Source organism: Nocardioides sp. Z24_21 (genome assembly GCF_058134345.1).
Map to the genome: position 1 here is coordinate 1 of NZ_JBYTTH010000001.1, position 17083 is coordinate 17083.

Annotated in this window: 15 protein-coding genes and 1 pseudogene; 1 reads left to right on the forward strand and 15 read right to left on the reverse strand. The window is 66.2% G+C overall.

The features are described from left to right. The 12 genes from AC3X7Z_RS00005 to AC3X7Z_RS00060 all read right to left on the reverse strand — a co-directional run. A partial coding sequence (locus tag AC3X7Z_RS00005; RefSeq protein WP_489974588.1) for a DUF222 domain-containing protein occupies positions 1-1143 on the reverse strand: 1143 nt, incomplete at its 3' end. A 274-nt stretch (positions 1144-1417) separates the two neighbouring features. Then, entirely contained in the window at positions 1418-2008 is a 591-nt protein-coding gene (locus AC3X7Z_RS00010; RefSeq protein ID WP_489974589.1) for a hypothetical protein, read from the reverse strand. 346 nt (positions 2009-2354) lie between these two features. After that, on the reverse strand, positions 2355-3536 hold the full coding sequence (locus AC3X7Z_RS00015) for an acyl-CoA dehydrogenase family protein (protein WP_489974590.1): 1182 nt from the start codon (positions 3534-3536) through the stop codon (positions 2355-2357). Positions 3537-3572: 36 nt separating this feature from the next. Continuing rightward, positions 3573-4724, reverse strand: a complete 1152-nt coding sequence (locus AC3X7Z_RS00020; protein WP_489974591.1) for an acyl-CoA dehydrogenase family protein — start codon at positions 4722-4724, stop codon at positions 3573-3575. Continuing rightward, complete coding sequence (locus AC3X7Z_RS00025; protein WP_489974592.1) at positions 4724-5632, reverse strand: 3-hydroxyacyl-CoA dehydrogenase family protein; 909 nt, start codon at positions 5630-5632, stop codon at positions 4724-4726. The genes AC3X7Z_RS00020 and AC3X7Z_RS00025 overlap by 1 nt, the downstream gene beginning before the upstream one ends. After that, the gene (locus AC3X7Z_RS00030) at positions 5629-6408 is read right to left on the reverse strand and encodes an enoyl-CoA hydratase/isomerase family protein (RefSeq protein WP_489974593.1); all 780 of its coding nucleotides are present in this window, start codon (positions 6406-6408) and stop codon (positions 5629-5631) included. Before AC3X7Z_RS00030 ends, AC3X7Z_RS00025 begins: the two co-directional genes overlap by 4 nt. After that, complete coding sequence (gene pcaF / locus AC3X7Z_RS00035) at positions 6405-7604, reverse strand: 3-oxoadipyl-CoA thiolase (RefSeq protein ID WP_489974594.1); 1200 nt, start codon at positions 7602-7604, stop codon at positions 6405-6407. Before pcaF ends, AC3X7Z_RS00030 begins: the two co-directional genes overlap by 4 nt. A 274-nt stretch (positions 7605-7878) precedes the next feature. Next, the gene (locus AC3X7Z_RS00040) at positions 7879-8691 is read right to left on the reverse strand and encodes an enoyl-CoA hydratase-related protein (RefSeq protein WP_489974595.1); all 813 of its coding nucleotides are present in this window, start codon (positions 8689-8691) and stop codon (positions 7879-7881) included. 145 nt (positions 8692-8836) lie between these two features. Next, positions 8837-9820, reverse strand: a complete 984-nt coding sequence (locus AC3X7Z_RS00045; RefSeq protein ID WP_489974596.1) for an HpcH/HpaI aldolase/citrate lyase family protein — start codon at positions 9818-9820, stop codon at positions 8837-8839. A gap of 30 nt (positions 9821-9850) precedes the next feature. Beyond that, on the reverse strand, positions 9851-11014 hold the full coding sequence (locus AC3X7Z_RS00050; RefSeq protein ID WP_489974597.1) for an acyl-CoA dehydrogenase family protein: 1164 nt from the start codon (positions 11012-11014) through the stop codon (positions 9851-9853). Beyond that, on the reverse strand, positions 11011-12978 hold the full coding sequence (locus tag AC3X7Z_RS00055; RefSeq protein ID WP_489974598.1) for an AMP-binding protein: 1968 nt from the start codon (positions 12976-12978) through the stop codon (positions 11011-11013). Before AC3X7Z_RS00055 ends, AC3X7Z_RS00050 begins: the two co-directional genes overlap by 4 nt. Positions 12979-12991: 13 nt before the next feature. Further along, a complete protein-coding gene (locus AC3X7Z_RS00060; protein WP_489974599.1) occupies positions 12992-13456 on the reverse strand; it encodes a MaoC family dehydratase in 465 nt (154 codons plus the stop codon). A gap of 197 nt (positions 13457-13653) precedes the next feature. On the opposite strand from AC3X7Z_RS00060, the pseudogene AC3X7Z_RS00065 reads away from it, so the two are divergent. Further along, positions 13654-14039 (forward strand): annotated as a pseudogene (locus AC3X7Z_RS00065) (transposase); the annotation flags it as partial. A gap of 46 nt (positions 14040-14085) precedes the next feature. On the opposite strand, the gene AC3X7Z_RS00070 reads toward AC3X7Z_RS00065, so the two are convergent. Genes AC3X7Z_RS00070 through AC3X7Z_RS00080 form a run of 3 tightly spaced genes read right to left on the reverse strand, consistent with a single transcriptional unit; the run spans position 14086 to position 17082 of the window. Continuing rightward, the gene (locus tag AC3X7Z_RS00070; protein ID WP_489974600.1) at positions 14086-14793 is read right to left on the reverse strand and encodes a GntR family transcriptional regulator; all 708 of its coding nucleotides are present in this window, start codon (positions 14791-14793) and stop codon (positions 14086-14088) included. Between the two features lie 42 nt (positions 14794-14835). Next, positions 14836-16020, reverse strand: a complete 1185-nt coding sequence (locus AC3X7Z_RS00075; protein ID WP_489974601.1) for a CaiB/BaiF CoA transferase family protein — start codon at positions 16018-16020, stop codon at positions 14836-14838. Positions 16021-16080: 60 nt separating this feature from the next. Beyond that, positions 16081-17082, reverse strand: a complete 1002-nt coding sequence (locus tag AC3X7Z_RS00080; protein ID WP_489974602.1) for an NAD(P)-dependent oxidoreductase — start codon at positions 17080-17082, stop codon at positions 16081-16083. Position 17083: the final 1 nt, after the last annotated feature.

Genomic DNA, 17083 nt, shown 5'->3' on the forward strand with positions numbered 1-17083 from the left:
CCCTGCTGAGATGCTCCACGAGATACTGACCAAGGCCGCTGAAAACCACGGTGTTGCGTGACTACCTAGATTCCGCCTGCGGTCCCGCAGGACGATCTGCTCCCGGATCCGGTCGGGGATCGCGTAGCCGGGCGCGGTGTGCAGCTGGGTGTTGAGGTCGATGACCGGCTTGATGGTGACCTTGGTGCGGGAGTCGGCGCACCAGCCGCGGATGTGGTCGAGCAGGACGAGCCGCTGGCCTTCCTCGAGCCGCCCGGTGGGACCGAAGACGGTGGCCTCACCGCAGAACGTGGCGTCGAAGTGGGCGTGCAGCACGACCTCCCGCACGACCGGCAGCCCGTCCTCGGCACACGTGGTCGCGGCGCCTTGGTGGTGCAGGTCCAGCGCGGTCTGGGTGCGGGCGAGATCACCCAAGGCGGCGGAGCGGCGGGCGTCGAGCGACTCCAGTGAGCCGAGCGCGGCGAGCGTGGCAGCGCCGTGGGCCAGCGCGCGGTCGAGGTCGAGGGCGTCGGCGAGGTCGAGCTCGGCCTCGAACGTCATCGTGCCGGCGAAGTGGACCTCCTGGTCGTGGACGGTGGCGTGGCGGGGGTCGATGTAGAGGTCGCCGTCCTCGGGGTCGGAGGCCGGGTCGGGGGCGGCGAGGTCGAATCGCTTGATCGTCTCCGCGACCAGCCGGTCGAGCTGCGCGGGGCCGATGCGGCCGGCGACGGCGGCGACCTGCGCGTCCACGAACGCCGCCGCCTCACGCGTCAGCGCGGGGGTGCTGTGGATCGTGGCCTCCGCGACGGCACGCGCGCGCCATGCCGGCACCCGACCGGCCTGGACCTGCGCCCACAGTCGCGGGAGGCGGTGACGCAGCTCGAGGGCGTGGCCGATGAGCCTCTTCGCCGAGACCGTCGAGACGCCCAGGGCGCCGCCGAGCTCGGCGACGCAGAACTCCGCGACCAGGGGCGTGCCCTCGCCTGCGATGGGCTCCTCGTGCTCACAGCCCGGCACGGTGAAGGAGGCCGCGGAGTGGATCGACTCCGGCGGGTGCAGGTCGGCCCACCGCGCAGCCACGTCCAGCAGGTCGGCCGCGGCCCGCTCCTCCGCAGCCTTGCGCTCCCGTGCGAGCGCGAGCAGACCAGAGGCGGTGAGGTCCACGACCCCACCCCCTTCCGTCCTTGCCAGCGGCTCGATCATGTGTTCGATTTTACTGCCGGCCACCGACGATCGACATCGCCGTCACAAATCTGTGGAGGACCAACGCGCGCCGGTCGCCGCGATCAGCGAGACACACCGATCACGGCAAGGAGCGGCGTGACACGTTGGGTCGTGGCCCGGGGAAATCGAGGGCTGGTTGGTGGTCGGGCGCTCGCGATCGTCCAAGCGTTCCCCCTCCCCACCAGCCAGGCCGCGCGGCGATGCGTCGGCGCTCTCACCCCACCCGGATCGACCGGGACACCGAGCCGGTCCGGTAGGCGGTGCCGGCAGTGACGGCCCGTACCTTGGTGCGCCGACTCTTGACGCGCACGCTCGTGGAAGCGCGTCCTCTCTCGTCGGTGGTCACCTTCCTGACGGTGCGCCACGAGCCCTTCCTGCGCACCTGCAACCGCACGGTCGCGGACGAGGTCCCGAAGTAGCCCGTCGGGCGCTCGTCCTCCGACCTGACCGCGAATCGGACCATCCGGCCCTTCCCAGGACGCCGCGGCTTCGCCTTGATGGTCGTCCTCGTCTCGGGAAGCCGGAACGACAGGGAGGTCGGCGCCACCGAGATCGGCACGCAGGAGGAGCTCGGGTTGCACGCCTCGCCCGTCCCCTGGATCACATAGGTGCCCGCCAGGTTGGGGGAGCCGCAGATGGAGAAGTCCTCCAACCCCGTGCTCGGCTCGCTCCACAGGTACTCCTGGTCGACCTCGCTGCCATCTGGGCCGATGAGCTCGAAGGTGATGCTCCAGCGGTCGGTGTATCCCGCCGGAAGACGCGCTGTGTAGGAGAACTCGTGACTGTCGCACGGGTCGTACAGCACTCCGCCCGGCATGCTGACGGCCACCTCGTCGGCCGCATGAGCAGGGGCCGCCGCACCCAGCGGGGCAAGAAGGAGAGCCGCCAGAGTGGGAACCGTCACACGCCTCATGCCTGCCCACGCTACGTCGCGGACGCCCGACAGGACAGCCCCTGACCGCACGGGATGGCGGGTCAGGGCCTGTCGTGTGCTCGGTGGGCGATACTGGGTTCGTGCCTCATTCTCGGCGGAGGACTGCCCGGCAGCGCAGGTGTCACGAACACGATCCAGGACGGCCGACTGAGGGAGCACCCGACGCGGTCAACGTGCCACCGGTTCGTGCAGCAGACCCGCGACTTGTCACTTGCGTTCAGCGGTAGGCGGCCTGTCCTGTAAGGGCTTGGCCAAGGATCAGCTGGTGGATCTCGCTGGTGCCTTCGTAGGTGAGGACTGACTCCAGATTGCTGGCGTGACGCAGGATGGGGAACTCCAACGTGATGCCAGCGGCGCCGAGTACGGTGCGGCACTCGCGGGCGATGGCGATCGCCTCCCGGACGTTGTTGAGCTTGCCGAGGGAGATCTGCTCGTTACGCAGCTTGTGCTCGTCCTTGAGTCGTCCCAGTTGTACCGCGAGCAGCATGCCCTTGCCCAGTTCGAGCGCCATGTCAGCGAGCTTGATCTGGGTGATCTGGTAGGCCGAAAGCGGCTTGTCGAAGATGTCGCGCCCTGAGGCGTAGTCGATGGCGGTCTCGAGGCAGTCGCGGGCGGCTCCAAGGGCGCCGAAGACGATGCCGAAGCGGGCTTCGTTGAGGCAAGAAAGCGGTCCCTTGAGGCCGCGGACACCGGGCAAGCAGGCCGACGCGGGGAGCCGCACATCGTCGAGTACGAGCTCGCTGGTGACCGAGGCACGCAGGGAGAGCTTGTGCTTGATCGCCGGGGCGGAGAAACCCGGGGTGTCGGTCGGCACCACGAACCCGCGGACACCGCTGCCGTCCCTTGTATCGTCGGTCTGGGCCCACACGACCGCGACATCTGACACCGAGCCGTTGGTGATCCACATCTTGTTGCCTGTCAGGACCCAGTCGTCGCCGTCGCGCCGTGCGCGCGTCCGCATGCCGCCGGGGTTGGAGCCAAAATCGGGCTCGGTCAGGCCGAAGCAGCCGATGGCGTCTCCCGCTGCCATCCGGGGCAACCATGCCTGCTTCTGCTCCTCGCTGCCCCATTGCCAGATGGCGTACATGGCGAGGGAGCCCTGCACCGAGACCAGCGATCGAAGACCGGAGTCTCCGGCCTCGAGCTCCAGGCACGCCAGGCCGTAGGCCGTCGCGCTCGTGCCGGCGCAGCCATAGCCCTCCAGGTGCATGCCCAGCACACCGAGGTCGCCCAGGTCCTTCGCCAGCTCGCGGGCCGGGATCTGGCCGGTCTCATACCAGTCCGCAACGTGGGGTTTGATCTCCTTTTCGACGTAGGACCGGACCGTTTCGCCAATGGCGCGGTCCTCCTCGGAGAGGAGGTGGTCGATCGAGAACAGCTCGAACGGGGTCTGGGCCATGACGGCCCTCCTTTCACAGGGAGTGGCGGTGACCGGTCAGACGAACGCGTTGATGCCGGTCTCGGCGCGGCCGATGAGTAGCTTCTGAATCTGGCTGGTGCCTTCGTACAACGTCATGACGCGGGCGTCGCGCATGTACTTCTGCACCGGGTACTCGTCGATGTAGCCGTAGCCGCCGAAGGCTTGGATGGCAAGGTTGGCGGCCTTGACCGCGGCCTCGGAGGCGAAGTACTTCGCTTTGCAGGCCTCGGTACCGAACGGCTCGCCCTGCTCGATCAGCGAGGCGGCGCGCCAGGTGAGGAGCCGGGCGGCGTCGGCGTCGACCGACATCTCCGCGATCATGTCCTGGATCAGCTGGTAAGAGGCGATGGGCTTTCCGAATTGGCGCCGCTGCGTCGTGTAGTCGACCACGGCCTCCAGACAACCCTGGACGATGCCGGTGCAGCCGGCGGCGACGGAGACGCGGCCCTTGTCGAGCGACTTCATCGCGAACTTGAAGCCGTCGCCCTCGTTGCCGACCAGGGCACCGGCGGGGACTCGGACGTTGTCGAAGGTCAGCTCTGACGTGGCTTGACCGCGCAGTCCCAGCTTGCCGTGGATCTCGGTGCGCTGGAAGCCCGGTGTGTTGGTGGGCACCAGGAACGCCGAGATCCCTTTGGCGCCCTCGCCGCCTGTGCGGGCGAAGACCATGCAGACGTCGGCCCAGCTGCCGTTGGTGATGAAGATCTTCGACCCGTTGATCACCCAGTCGCTGCCGTCGCGGACCGCACGGGTCTTGAGGCCGGAGGGGTCCGAGCCGTTGTCGGGCTCGGTCAGCCCGAAGCAGCCGAGCGCAGTGCCAGTGGCGATGCCGGGGAGCCACTCCTTCTTCTGCTCCTCCGAGCCGTGGTCGAGCAGCACCTTGCCGAAGAGGCCCATCGACACCGAGACGATGCCGCGGATCGCGGAGTCGGCGCGGCCGAGCTCCTCCATGCCGATGCAATAGGTGATGTAGTCGCCGCCAACGCCGCCGTACTCCTCGGGGATGGTGAGCCCGAAGAACCCGAGCGCGCCGAGCTTGGGGATGATCGCGGTGTCGACCGACTCTCGCCGGTCCCACTCGGCGCGGTGTGGCACCACCTCGTTGTCCAGGAAGTCGCGCGCCATCTGCTTGAACGCGACCTGCTCCTCAGTCAGGGTGAGGTCCATCAGTGCTGTCCCTTCAGTTCTGCCAGATCGGCGGTGCCGACGCGGTTGCCGGTCGGGTCGTACGTGTAGAACCCGCGACCGGTCTTGCGGCCCAGGTGTCCGTGCTTGACCAGTGCGGTGACGGTTCGCGAGGGACCGTCGGCGGGGTCGCCGGTCTCCTCGAATCGGGCGGCCTTGGTGAGGTAGCCGATGTCGATGCCGGTGAGGTCCATCAATTCGAACGGACCCATCGGATAGCCGAGCGCGGTCCGCGCGGCAGTATCGATTGCCTCCACATCGGCGTAGCCGCCCTCGAGGAGCCTCAATGCCTCGTCCCGGACGGCGCCGAGCAGTCGGTTCGCGACGAAGCCCGAGATCTCCTTCTCGAGGACAACGGGTTGCTTGTCGATGCGCGCGACGAACCCGAGCGCGGCCTCGACAGTCGCGTCCGAGGTGTGCGGCCCGCGGACCACCTCGACGCACTTCATGACCAAAGCCGGGTTGAAGAAGTGCAGGTTGAGGAAGCGGTCTGCGCGTGCCGTCGCCGAGGCCATCGACGACGGCACGAGGCTGGACGAGTTGCTGGCGAGGATGGTCGCCGGAGGGCATAGTTCGTCCAGGCGGCCGAAGAGGTCCCGCTTCACGTCGAGCTTCTCCACGATCGCCTCGAGTACGAGGTCGACATGGGCTCCGTCCGCGAGGTTTGTCGTGACCGACAGTCGTTCGAAGGCGGTGTCCACGTCCTTGCTGGTGCGGCGTCCTTTGGCGACCTGTGCGGCCATCCGCCCGGCCAGTTGCTGGCGCGCCTTCTCCAACACGCCTGCGTCGACGTCGTAGAGCGTGACGTGGCAGCCAGCGAGTGCGGCGACCATCGCGATCTGTGAGCCCATCGCGCCCGAACCGGCGACGAGCACCGTCTGGATCCTCATCGTCCGCCCCATTCCGGGGCCCGCTTGGAGAGGAAGGCGGCGGCACCCTCCTGCTTGTCATCGGTGGTGTAGAGGAGGGACTGGGCGAGCTGCTCGACCACGAGGCCGGTGCGGAGGTCGGTGTCCATGCCGGTTCGGATGACGAGCTTGGCGAGCCGGATCGCCAGTGGCCCCTTCTTCAGGATCGACTGCGCGACCTCCCGCGCGGTCGCCAGGAGGGCGTCGGGTTCGGCCAGTCGGGTGACCAGGCCGAAGGCGAGCGCCTCGTCGGCGCCGAGCATGTCACTCGTGAGGATCAGGTCGATGGCTCGTCCGACACCGACGAGTCGAGCCATTCTCTGAGTACCACCGGCGCCGGGGAGGACAGAGAGGTTCGCCTCGGGCAAGCCGAACCGAGCAGTGCGCGCGGCGATCCGGATGTCACATGCCATGGCGAGCTCGCACCCGCCGCCGAGGGCGTAGCCGTTGACCGCGGCGATCGTGGGCTTCTCGAACGCCTCAACCTCGTCGTACAACCGCTGCATCGAGGAGGCCAGCCCGGTGTGCAGGTCGTAGCTCTGCAGCTGGCCGATGTCCGCTCCCGCGGCGAAGGCCTTCTCACCGGCACCCGTCATGACAACGACGCCGACATGGTCGTCCTCGCGGAGCTCCGCGAGGACTGACCGCAAGTCGGCCTGGACCTGTGCGTTGATGGCGTTGTGCGCCTCGGGCCGGTTGAGGGTGATGAGCGCGACGCGATCTCTGATCTCAAGGAGCAGGGTTTCGTAGGTCTTCATGGCGACTCCAGCAGCAGTGAGATGCCTTGGCCGACGCCGATGCACATCGTGGCGACGGCACGACGGGCGTTGTTGTCCGACATCTCGAGCGCAGCGGTCAGGACGAGGCGCCCACCGCTGGCCCCCAGGGGGTGGCCCAGCGCGATGGCGCCACCGTTGGGGTTGACGTGCTCGGCGTCGTCAGGAAGGCCGAGCTCGCGAGTGACGGCCAGCGCCTGGGCGGCGAACGCCTCGTTGAGCTCGATCACGTCGATGTCCCCGATGTGCAGGCCGGCGCGCTTCAGGAGCTTGCGGGTCGCCGGCACAGGGCCGATGCCCATGATCCGGGGCGGCACGCCGGCGACGGCGGCGCCGGTCACGCGGGCTAGTGGCTCGAGGCCGTGGGTCGCGAGCGCCTTCTCGGATGCCAGCAGTAGGACGGCAGCACCGTCGTTCACACCGGAGGCGTTGCCGGCGGTGATGCTGCCGTCGCGCACAATCGGCCGGAGCTGAGCGAGGGCCTCCCTGGTGGTCTCGCGTGGATGCTCGTCCCGGTCGACCACGGTGGGCTCTCCACGGCGCTGCGGGACGACCACAGGGGTGATCTCGCGGCTGACTCGGCCGTTGGCGATGGCTTTGGAGGCTCGCTGCTGAGAGCGCAGTGCGAACGCGTCTTGGTCCTCACGGCTGATGGCGCGTTCAGTGGCGAGATGCTGAGCGGTCTGGGGCATCGCGTCGGTGCCGTAGGAGCTCTGCATCTCAGGGTTCACGAATCGCCATCCGATGGTGGTGTCGTGGATCTCGTTGGTTCGCGAATAGGCGCCTTGGGCCTTGGGCATCACCCACGGTGCGCGAGTCATCGACTCCACCCCTCCGGCGATCACCAGATCGGCTTCGCCGGACCGAATCATCCGAGCGCCCTGGGCTACCGCGTCGAGCCCCGAGCCACACAACCGGTTGATGGTGGAGCCTGGTGTTTCGACGGGCAGGCCTGCCAGCAGCGCCGCCATTCGAGCGACGTTGCGGTTATCCTCGCCCGCCTGGTTCGCGCAGCCAAGGAGCACATCGTCGACAGCGCTCCAGTCCGCGCTCGGATGCCTGTCGACCAGCCGGGCGATGACGTGCGCTGCGAGGTCGTCGGGGCGGATCGTGGCGAGCGCGCCGCCGTACCGCCCGAACGGCGTCCGCAAGCCGTCGACGAGGAAAGGCATGCTCATGCTGTGGCCTCGTCAGTTGTACGAGCTTGCCCAGCCATCCGCTCGTCGAGCTCGAACTGTCGGCTCCCGCCGCTGGAAGCCACGCGGAAGTCCTCGAGCACCACGAGCCTCTCGGGCCAGTGCCGAGCAGGTGTCGACACTCCAGGAGCCTTATCGCCGGCCCGATAGTGCTGGGGGGCCACATTCTTTGCCCACCACGGCATCGCGACGCGGAAAGCGCCCTGATCATCGTTGAACCGATAGTCCATGTTCGTCTCCCAAGCTCGAGCCTGGCTCAGTGCCAATTGACGTGGGCGGCGAAGTCGGCGGGCCGCTTCTGAGCGAAAGCGGCAGCGCCCTCCGCACCCTCGGGCGAGGCCACAAACATGTCGAGAGCGGTCATCGCCATATTGCTGAAGCCGGCCTGGTGGTCGGTGTCGGCGTTGAACGACTGCTTGAGGAACCGGATCGCTGTCGGGCTCTTCTCCGCGACCTCACCAACCCACGCCTTGGCCTCGCTCATCAGCTCGTCCGCCGGGACGACCCTATTGACCAGCCCCATCTCAAGCGCCTCGTGCGCGGAGTACTGGCGGCACCAGAACCAGATCTCGCGGGCCTTCTTCTCCCCCACCACCCGGGCGAGGTACGCCGACCCGAAACCCGCGTCGAACGAGCCGACCCGGGGTCCGGCCTGTCCGAAGCGAGCGGTCTCGCTGGCAAGGGACACGTCACATAGAACGTGCAGGACGTGACCACCACCGACAGCGATGCCGTTCACGGCGGCGATGACTGGTTTGGGGATGTCGCGCATCAGCTTGTGCAGGTCGCCGACCCGAAACCGGCCGAGCTCACTGGGGCCATAGTCGCCGGTCTCGGCGCGCTGCTTGACGTCCCCACCGGTGCAGAACGCCTTCTCTCCGGCGCCGGTCAGGATCACGGCACGCACCCGATGGTCGGACCAGGCCAGATTGAATGCCGCGATGAGCTCGTCCACGGTCTGTGCGCGGAAGGCGTTGTAGCGCTCGGGTCGGTCGATCGTGACGATCGCCGCCGCGTCCTCGACGACATAGGTGATGTCGTCGAACTTCGGGTCCATCAGGTCGTTCATGTCGGCCCACTCCCCTAGGTGTGAATAGTGTTGAGCTGCCGTTGACACATTGGCGGCAACCAGCTGTGGCGAAGATCCGAGATGGCGATGGCGCCTCATCGTCGTCATGGGCGCCGAGGACGGCGCCGGACGGCAAGGGCGACATTCAGGGCGGATCACCTCGGTCCCACCGAGCCGCGCGGCTCGGATGGGTGGAAGGCTCGTGGTGCGACCCCATGTCCGACGAGGAGCCCGTGTCGCCCTCTTCGTTGCCCAGTGAGGTCGCCAGCGCGAGTATCGCCTCGGCGGTTTTCACGTGTGCGAGGTCAATCATCTGGCCCTCGAAGTCAACGGCAGCGTGTCCGTCTGCCTCAGCAAGGCGGTAGCTCGTCACGAGTCGGCGGGAGTAGTCCACGGCCTCAGCGGAGGGCGTGAAGATCTCGTTCGCGATCGGCACGTGTGAGGGATGGATGCACACCAGCCCTCGATAGCCGATGCGCCGCTGGTCCTCAGCGAACCGGCGACACCCGGTGAGGTCGGCGATGTCCTGCCAAACGCCGGCGATGGGCTGGTGCAGTCCATTGGCCCGGGCTGCGAGCACGATGCGACTGCGCAGGTAGAGCGATTCCAGTCCCTCGAGGGAGAACTCGAACCCGAGTGCACGCGCCACGTCGGCGTTTGGTCCCGTGGCGCCGAGGAGGGAACGGATGCGCGGGGTCGCCCCTGCGATCGCCTCGCAGCTCGCCATGGCTTCGGCCGTCTCGAAGCTGACGATCAAGCCTACGGAGCCCGCGTCGATCGCCTCGCGCTGCTCGATGTGTGACACAACGGCGTCGGTGGAGATCATCTCGCGGACGCCGGCGACCTTCGGCAGGACGAGCCCTGTGAGCCCAGGGATGATCACCGCTTCGAGGTCGGCGCCTTGCATACCAGAGTCGGAGCTGTTGGGACGCACCCAGATGTCTGTCTTGTTGGGACTGGCGTGAAGACGCGCGATCTCCTCGCGGACCGCGCTCCGCGTCCTCTCCTTGTCCTGTGGCGGCACCGAGTCCTCGAGGTCGAGGATGATGGCATCGGCGCCAGCGGCGATCGCCTTCTCAACCCACGTGGCCTTGTGGCCGGGCACAAAGAGCAATGAACGGTACGGCATCGTGTGACCCGCTCCTCGTCGTTTCAGCACTCAGTACGAACGCGGGAGCCCGAGGGCCTGCGTCGAGATGTAGTTGAGGACCATCTCCTGTGAGAACGGCGCGTTGCGGAGCAGCCGGACCTCACGCCACAGACGCTCGACGTGATACTCCTTCGCGTAGGCGTAGCCGCCGTGGGTCGACATCGCCCGATCGCAGGCCTCAAAACCTGCCTCGGCGCCCAGGAACTTTGCCGCGGCAGCCTCGGTACCGCAGTCCTGCTCCTGGTCGAAGAGCTTGGCCGCGTTCATCGCAACCTGCTGCGCCGCCTCGAGGCGGATCCAGGAGTCGGCGAGGGGATGGGCCACCGCTTGGTTCTTGCCGATCGGCCGGTCGAACACGACACGACTCTTGGCGTAGTCGGTCGCAAGTCGAAGCGCCGCCTGGCCGAGGCCCACGCTCTCGAGACCAACCACGATGCGCTCCGGGTTCAGGCCATCGATGAGATAGCGGAATCCCTGGCCGACTTCACCAACCACCTCGTCGTCGCGGACAAACAGATCATCGATGAACAACTCGTTGGAGTCGATCGCCGCACGCCCCAGCTTCTCGATCTCCCGGACCGTGATCTTGCTCCGATCGAGGTCCGTGAAGAAGAGCGTGATGCCCTTGAGAGGCTGCTTGTCGTCGCGAGGGGAGGTGCGCGCGACGATGAGGATCTTGTTGGCGTTCTGCGCATTGGTGATCCACACCTTTGTGCCGTTGATCACCCAGCCGCCAGCCACTTGCTCAGCACGGGTCTTGATCCTCGATGTATCCACCCCCGCGTCGGGTTCTGTCACCGCAAAGGCCATCAAGCTCTCACCCGACGCCAGCTTCGGGAGGTTTTCCTGCTTCATCGCCTCAGACCCATAGCGGATGATGGGAGCCGGCGGGAACACGTAGAAGTGAATCGCCGAACAGCCGCTCATCCCCGCCCCGGACGCGGCGATCTCGTGCATCATCGCACCGCACTCCTGCATCCCGAGTCCCAGCCCGCCGTACTCCTCCGGGATGAGGGCACCGAGCCAGCCACCCTTGGCAAAGCTCTTGACGAAGTCCCACGGGTACTCGTGGTCCCGGTCCTTCTGTCGCCAGTAGTCGTAGCTGAACCCGCCGGCAATGTCGCGGGCCGCCTTCCGAACGATCTCCATGGTGCTCTGCTCGGACTCGCTCATTTGTGCGCTCCTTCTTCATTGCGTAGCGGGATGTCTTCCAGGGGGGTGGACGGATCGAGTGCTGACGCGTCACCGATGGGTGATCCGAGATGTCGCGCACGGATCGCGCGACGCATGACCTTTCCGTTCCGAGTCTTGGGCAGCGAGGGGACCACGTGAATCAGCGGTGCGAACGACCTGCCGACGTTGCTCTCAGCGGTCCGCACAAGATCGTCGTGATCCACGTCGGTATCTCGAACGACGATGAAGGCCGTCACTGATTGACCACGCAGCTCGTCGGGTACGCCGACAGCAGCGGCCTCGCCGATCCGTTCGTCCTTCAACAGCGCCGTCTCGATCTCGGACGGGCCGACACGGCGCCCCGAGACCTTGATGGTCTCGTCCGAACGGCCATGGATACGCCAGGTGCCGCGGTGGTCGACGCTCGCCAGGTCGCCGTGATGCCACACGCCGCTCCACGTTCGCCAATAGGTCTCCAGATAACGGTCTGGGTCCTGCCAGAAGGCATGGGTCATGCCAGGGAACGTGTTGCGGACCGCGAGCTCGCCCACCTGGTTCACCACTGGTCGTCCGTCGATGTCCAGCACGGAGGCGGCCACCCCTGGCAACGGGCCGTTGAACGCAGCAGCCTCCATGGGAAGGAAGGGATAGCTGATCAGGAGTCCACCGCCGACTTCAGTGCCTCCGCTGTAGTTCACGATCGGCAGACGCCCAACACCGACAGATTCGAAGAGCCATCGCCAGGTGGGCTCGTCCCACGCCTCGCCGGTGGACACGAACGTGCGCAACGATGATCGAGCGTCGAGCTGGAAGTCGGGCGAGGCCGACCTCATCACGCGGATCCCGGTCGGAGCCACCCCCAACACGGTCACGCCATGCTGTTCGACGATGTCGAACAGCCTCGTCGGGGATGGGTAGTTGGGTAGGCCCTCGGTGAAGACCACCGTGGCACCGAGCTGCAACCCGCCCATGATCAGCAGCGGACCGACGAGCCAGCCCATGTCGCTGATCCACGCGATCACATCGTCGGCATGAACGTCGAACCCATAGCCGAAATCGACCGCTGCCTTCGCCGCCAGACCGCCGTGGGAGTGGACGATGCCCTTCGGCTTGCCGGTCGTACCTGACGTGTAGACGATGCACAGCGGATCGTTTGGGTCGCACTCGATCGTTTCGACACGACCGGGCTCAGGTTCGAGCTCGTCGTAGTAGACGTCACGACCAGACTGCATCGGCACGTCGACCGACCGGTGACGCACGACGATGACGTGGGCGGGCGCGCTGCCGGTCTCCAGGGAGTCGATCGCCATGTCGACTGTTGCCTTCAGATCTACCTGCCGACCCCGTCGAGTCGTGGCGTCCGCGGTGACGATTGCGACCGCCTCAGAGTCCCGGATCCTGGCCGCCAGGATCTCGGCACTCAAGCCGGTGAACGTCGGCACTACGATGGCGCCGATCATGGCGCACGCGAGGAAGGCCACGGTCGCCTCAGGGACCACCGGCACGAACAGAAGGACGCGATCGCCTCGACGCACGCCGAGGGAAGAGAGATTCCCGGCAAAACGTCGCACTTCGACGTCGAGCTGACTGAACGTGAGCTCGCGCCGTACCCCAGACTCGCCCTCGTAGACCACCGCAGGTTTGTCAGCCAGCGGTCCAGTGGCGTGGCGATGTGCGCACAGATCAGCGGCGTTGATGCGTCCGCCCACGAACCAGCGCGGAAACTCGACACCGCCGCGGTCATCGAGGACTCGCTCGAACGGCCGGGAGAAGCCGATGTCCAGATCCAGGACCGCGTCGCGCCAGAAACGCTCGGGGTCCTGCACCGACACGCGGTGCAGGGTCTCGAGATCCTCATGGCCCCAAGCGCGCATGGCCGCGAGGAGGCGGCTACGCGTTGTCGTCTCCTCGCCGGGGCGCCACGCGGGTGCGGCTGGCTCTCCGAACAGGTCCAACTCGTCCACGACTGCCAACCCCCTAGACTGACTCGACAGCGGGTCGCGTCATGATCAGACCGCTGCGGCACACGTCAGCGACGACCTCGTCGCGTTGGTTCATGCCCTTGTGCCGGAAAAAGACGATGCCGGCGTCCGACCGGCTCCTCGACTCGCGCTTCCCGACGATCTCCGTCTGCACGTGGATGGTGTCGCCGTGGAAGACCGGGTTCGGGAACGTGATCTCGGTGAAGCCCAGGTTTCCCAGCGTTGTGCCGTGGGTGGTCTCCGGAACCGTGATGCCACAGACCAGACCCAGCGTGAACAGGCTGTTGACCAGCCGTTGGCCGTGAATGCCTGCTGCCGAATACTCCGCATCGAGGTGTACTGGCGCCGGATTGAGCGTCAATGAGCTGAACAAGACATTGTCCGTCTCGGTCACGGTTCGCCGGTTGATGTGATCGATCACACGACCCGGTTCAAAGTCTTCGAAGTACAGACCCGTCATCTCGGTCTCCCTGTTCAGTCACCCGCCGAGCACTTCTAGCGGTCGTCGTCGATTCCTACACAATATATGATCCATGAACGAAAGTATAGAGCCGCCGAGGGCGGGTTAAGTGTCCGCGAGTCCGGCGGTCAAACCGTGGGCGTCGCGGTACGGCTCGATGGGCACGGACAAGCTGGTCGAGCACTCGGGATCGACTACTGCCGAAGTCCCAGGTCTCACGCACGGCCACTGATCTCGACACGCTCGTCGAGGAGTTCCGCCACGCCCGCTGGGCGAGGCCGGGCCGGTCACGCTCGTCGTCGACGGTGGCGAGCAGGACGACGATGCACGTCGCGAACAGTGAGACAGGTGCTGCGTGGAACGAGTTCTTCGCCGACCTTGACGCTCGCGGCCTGACCGGCGTCCGGCTCGACACCAGCGACGCCTACAAGGGCCTGCGCAAGGCCACCGCGCCCAACCTGACCGGCGCCGCCTGGCAGCGCTGCCGCAGCCACGCCGCCGCCGACCTCATGTCCGTGACCCGAAGTCCATGCGACCAGCCGTCCAGGCGATGCTGCACTCGGTCTACGACCGGCCCGACGCCCAGCGCTACACCACTACCCGGGACTCGACCTGCGTCGGTCCTCCGTCTAGGACGTTGGCGGTACGACGACCGCGCTAGAAGGTGAGTGGCCATCCCATAGCCCACGGTCCTTCAGCAACTCGATCAGCTGACCGATGCTGCTGAGGAGATGCTCCTCGGTCACCCTCCGCGCCGCGTCGACATCGCGGACGCGCAGAGCATCCAGGATCCGGCGGTGATCGACGCGGGTCGCCTCGATGTGCCCTTCGATGGTCGCGTAGAAGCGGTTGGGCAGGTGGTGGACTATCGAGTTGAGAATGAGCGCCAGCCGGTTTGACTGAGCCGCCCGGTTGATCTGACGGTGGAACGCCTGGCCCAGCTCGATGATCCGCTCGTCGTCGCTCGCCTCGACGGCGGTTCCGTAGTCGTCCAGGATCTCCTCGAGCTGGGCAAGCTCCTCTGGCGTGATGCGCTTGGCCGCACGAGCTGCCAGTTCGCCGGCGAGCTTTGCCTGTGTCCAGAAGATGTCATGAACGTCCTGTGCCGTGAACCGCTCGACCATGAACCCGCGCCGGGGGACGAGCTTCACGAATCCTTCGCCGCAGAGGGCCAGCAGGCCCTCGCGCACCGGGGTGTTGCTGACGTCCAGGGCCTCCGCGATCGGCTCGAGGCGCAGAAACTCCCCCGGACGGACCGCTCCAGAGATGATGAGCTCGCGGATATACGCAGCGACCTCGTCGGGAAGTCCACGGGACCTGCTGCGTGCCGCCGCCATCGGACCACTCCCCTCGCGGTTCTTGATATTATTCACTATATCTCAGACATCTTCGCCAGGCTCGAAGAGCACGTGCGACGCAATGAGCTCGTCGATCTTGGTCTGGGTGTAGACCTCGGCCGCCAGTTGGCGAGTGTGTTCTCCGACTCGGGGCGCGGCGGCACCGCGAGCTGGCCGTTCTCCGTCAAAGCGCCACGGGGGGCGAACCAGTGCGACGCCTTCCGTCTCTTGCTCGAGAAGTTCGAGCCAATCGACCTGCGGATGTCTCACGTAGTCCTCCATGGCGAGGACCGGAGCGAATGGGACGTCGTGGTCGGTCAGGATTTGGGACCACTGTTCCTGACTGCGCCGCAGGAACTCGGGCTCTACGATCCGAACGAGTTCGTAGTAGTTCTCCACGCGCCGTGCGTACGTGAGAAAGCGCTCGTCACGGATCAGTTCCTCGCGCCCGATTGCCGCGGCAAACCGTTCCCAGAACCTTTGTGACGACGACAGATGCACGACGATGTGCTTTCCTGAAGAAGGACGCAAGCAGAAGTTCTGGGCCTGCGGGTGCCGACTCTCGCGGGTAGGGCTTCGGTTGCCATTCTCGCAATACTGGGTGAACTGGTCCACCGTGAGCATGCTCATCGCCTCGAGGATCGATGTTTGAATCTGCTGCCCTTCACCCGTCTGGGCCCTTCCCACGAGCGCAGCGAGGACACCCATGGAAGCACAAATCCCGCTCACGACATCGGCTACCGGGATACCCGACAGACGGGGGGATCCCTCGTCACCCAGCAGCGTGTAGATTCCCCCAAGTGCTTGACCGATCGTGTCATAAGCGGGACGTTCTGCGAGTGGGCCGCCCTCTCCAAACCCTGTCAATGAGGTGTAGATGAGTTCCGGGCGCAACCGGCGACACTCGTCCGGCCCCAGGCCCAGCGCACTCAGCTTTCCAGGGCGCATGTTCTCCAGCACGACGTCGAAGCCGGGGACAAGGTCCTTCACCACAGCTACGCCGGCTGGACTCTTCAGGTCAACGGCCAGGCTCCGCTTACCGGCGTTGTACTGAATGAAGTACGGACTCCGGTGATCATCACCCCGCCGGAAGTCGTCTCCCGTCCCGGGCTTCTCGACCTTGACCACGTCCGCGCCCAGCGCGCAGAGAATGGAAGTGGCGTACGGGCCCGAGATGTACCCGCCTAGTTCCAGGACGCGGACATGCTCCAAAGGCTTGCGCGACATTAGTTCGAACCCTTCTGCGAGATCAGCGGTTGTTCGGTTGAAGCAATCGATGACCGGGGCTCACCCTGCTACGGAGTTTCGCGGCCGGTGCCCACGTCGCACGGCCAAGACACCGTCCACGGCATTGGCGACAAGGCGTTGGAAAGCAACATCGGTCGCGCCGGCGACATGGGGACTGAGGGTCAAGTTCGGAACCCGTGCGAGCCGTTGGACTTGCTGCGCAGACGGCGGCTCTGGAGAGTACACATCAATGATTGCCGCGCCGAGCTTGCCGGTCTCCAGCGCTTCCACCAGGGCGTCCTCGTCCACAACTCCGCCACGCGAGGCGTTGATGAGGATGCTACGTGCCTTCATGCGGTCCAACAGCTCGGCGTCGATCAAGCCCTTCGTCTTCTCCGAGAGCGGCACGTTGATCGTCACCGTGTCACTCCTCTCGAACAGCTCTGCCAGTTCGTCGACTCGAGCGACGTACGACGGCAAAGGGCTGGCAGCGAACGGATCGAAGACGAGGATCTCCATGCTGAACGCGGCGCAAAGCCGCGCGATCTCTCGTCCGATCTCGCCGAATCCCACAATCCCGATAACGCTGCCGGTGACCTGTGCGGTGGTGAACTCCTCGATCCTGGTTGACCAGTTCACCGTCTGCCCCCGCATGGCCGCGTCAGCATCGACGTACTGCCGGTGTCCCCACAGAGTTGCGCCCACAACCCACTCGGCGACAGCCGACTTCCCCACGCCGACTCCGCTCGTCACGACGATCCCGCGCCCGGCCGCAGCGGACACGTCGATCGCATCGGTACCAGAGCCGATCCCAGAGATCACCTTGAGCTTGGACGCCGCGTCGATGACGCCCGCCGTGATTCTCGCTGGGCCTCGCGTGATGATGGCGTCAACGTCCTTGGCCGCGGTGCGCAACGTCTCCTCGTCGTCGCTCGACGCCACGATGACGTCGACGTCGGCCGCTGTCAGGCGCGCCATCTCGTGATCGGGGACGGGGTACACGCACAAGGTCACAAAGCGCTCACCATCTGCGTTCGAGGCGGCTGCGTCGGTGGCTGACACG

Coding starts and splice junctions, on each gene's coding strand:
- AC3X7Z_RS00015 (WP_489974590.1), bottom strand. CDS start 3,536: ATGGCCCAGACCCCGTTCGAGCTGTTCTCGATCGACCACCTCCTCTCC.
- AC3X7Z_RS00020 (WP_489974591.1), bottom strand. CDS start 4,724: ATGGACCTCACCCTGACTGAGGAGCAGGTCGCGTTCAAGCAGATGGCG.
- AC3X7Z_RS00025 (WP_489974592.1), bottom strand. CDS start 5,632: ATGAGGATCCAGACGGTGCTCGTCGCCGGTTCGGGCGCGATGGGCTCA.
- AC3X7Z_RS00030 (WP_489974593.1), bottom strand. CDS start 6,408: ATGAAGACCTACGAAACCCTGCTCCTTGAGATCAGAGATCGCGTCGCG.
- pcaF (WP_489974594.1), bottom strand. CDS start 7,604: ATGAGCATGCCTTTCCTCGTCGACGGCTTGCGGACGCCGTTCGGGCGG.
- AC3X7Z_RS00040 (WP_489974595.1), bottom strand. CDS start 8,691: ATGAACGACCTGATGGACCCGAAGTTCGACGACATCACCTATGTCGTC.
- AC3X7Z_RS00045 (WP_489974596.1), bottom strand. CDS start 9,820: ATGCCGTACCGTTCATTGCTCTTTGTGCCCGGCCACAAGGCCACGTGG.
- AC3X7Z_RS00050 (WP_489974597.1), bottom strand. CDS start 11,014: ATGAGCGAGTCCGAGCAGAGCACCATGGAGATCGTTCGGAAGGCGGCC.
- AC3X7Z_RS00060 (WP_489974599.1), bottom strand. CDS start 13,456: ATGACGGGTCTGTACTTCGAAGACTTTGAACCGGGTCGTGTGATCGAT.
- AC3X7Z_RS00070 (WP_489974600.1), bottom strand. CDS start 14,793: ATGGCGGCGGCACGCAGCAGGTCCCGTGGACTTCCCGACGAGGTCGCT.
- AC3X7Z_RS00075 (WP_489974601.1), bottom strand. CDS start 16,020: ATGTCGCGCAAGCCTTTGGAGCATGTCCGCGTCCTGGAACTAGGCGGG.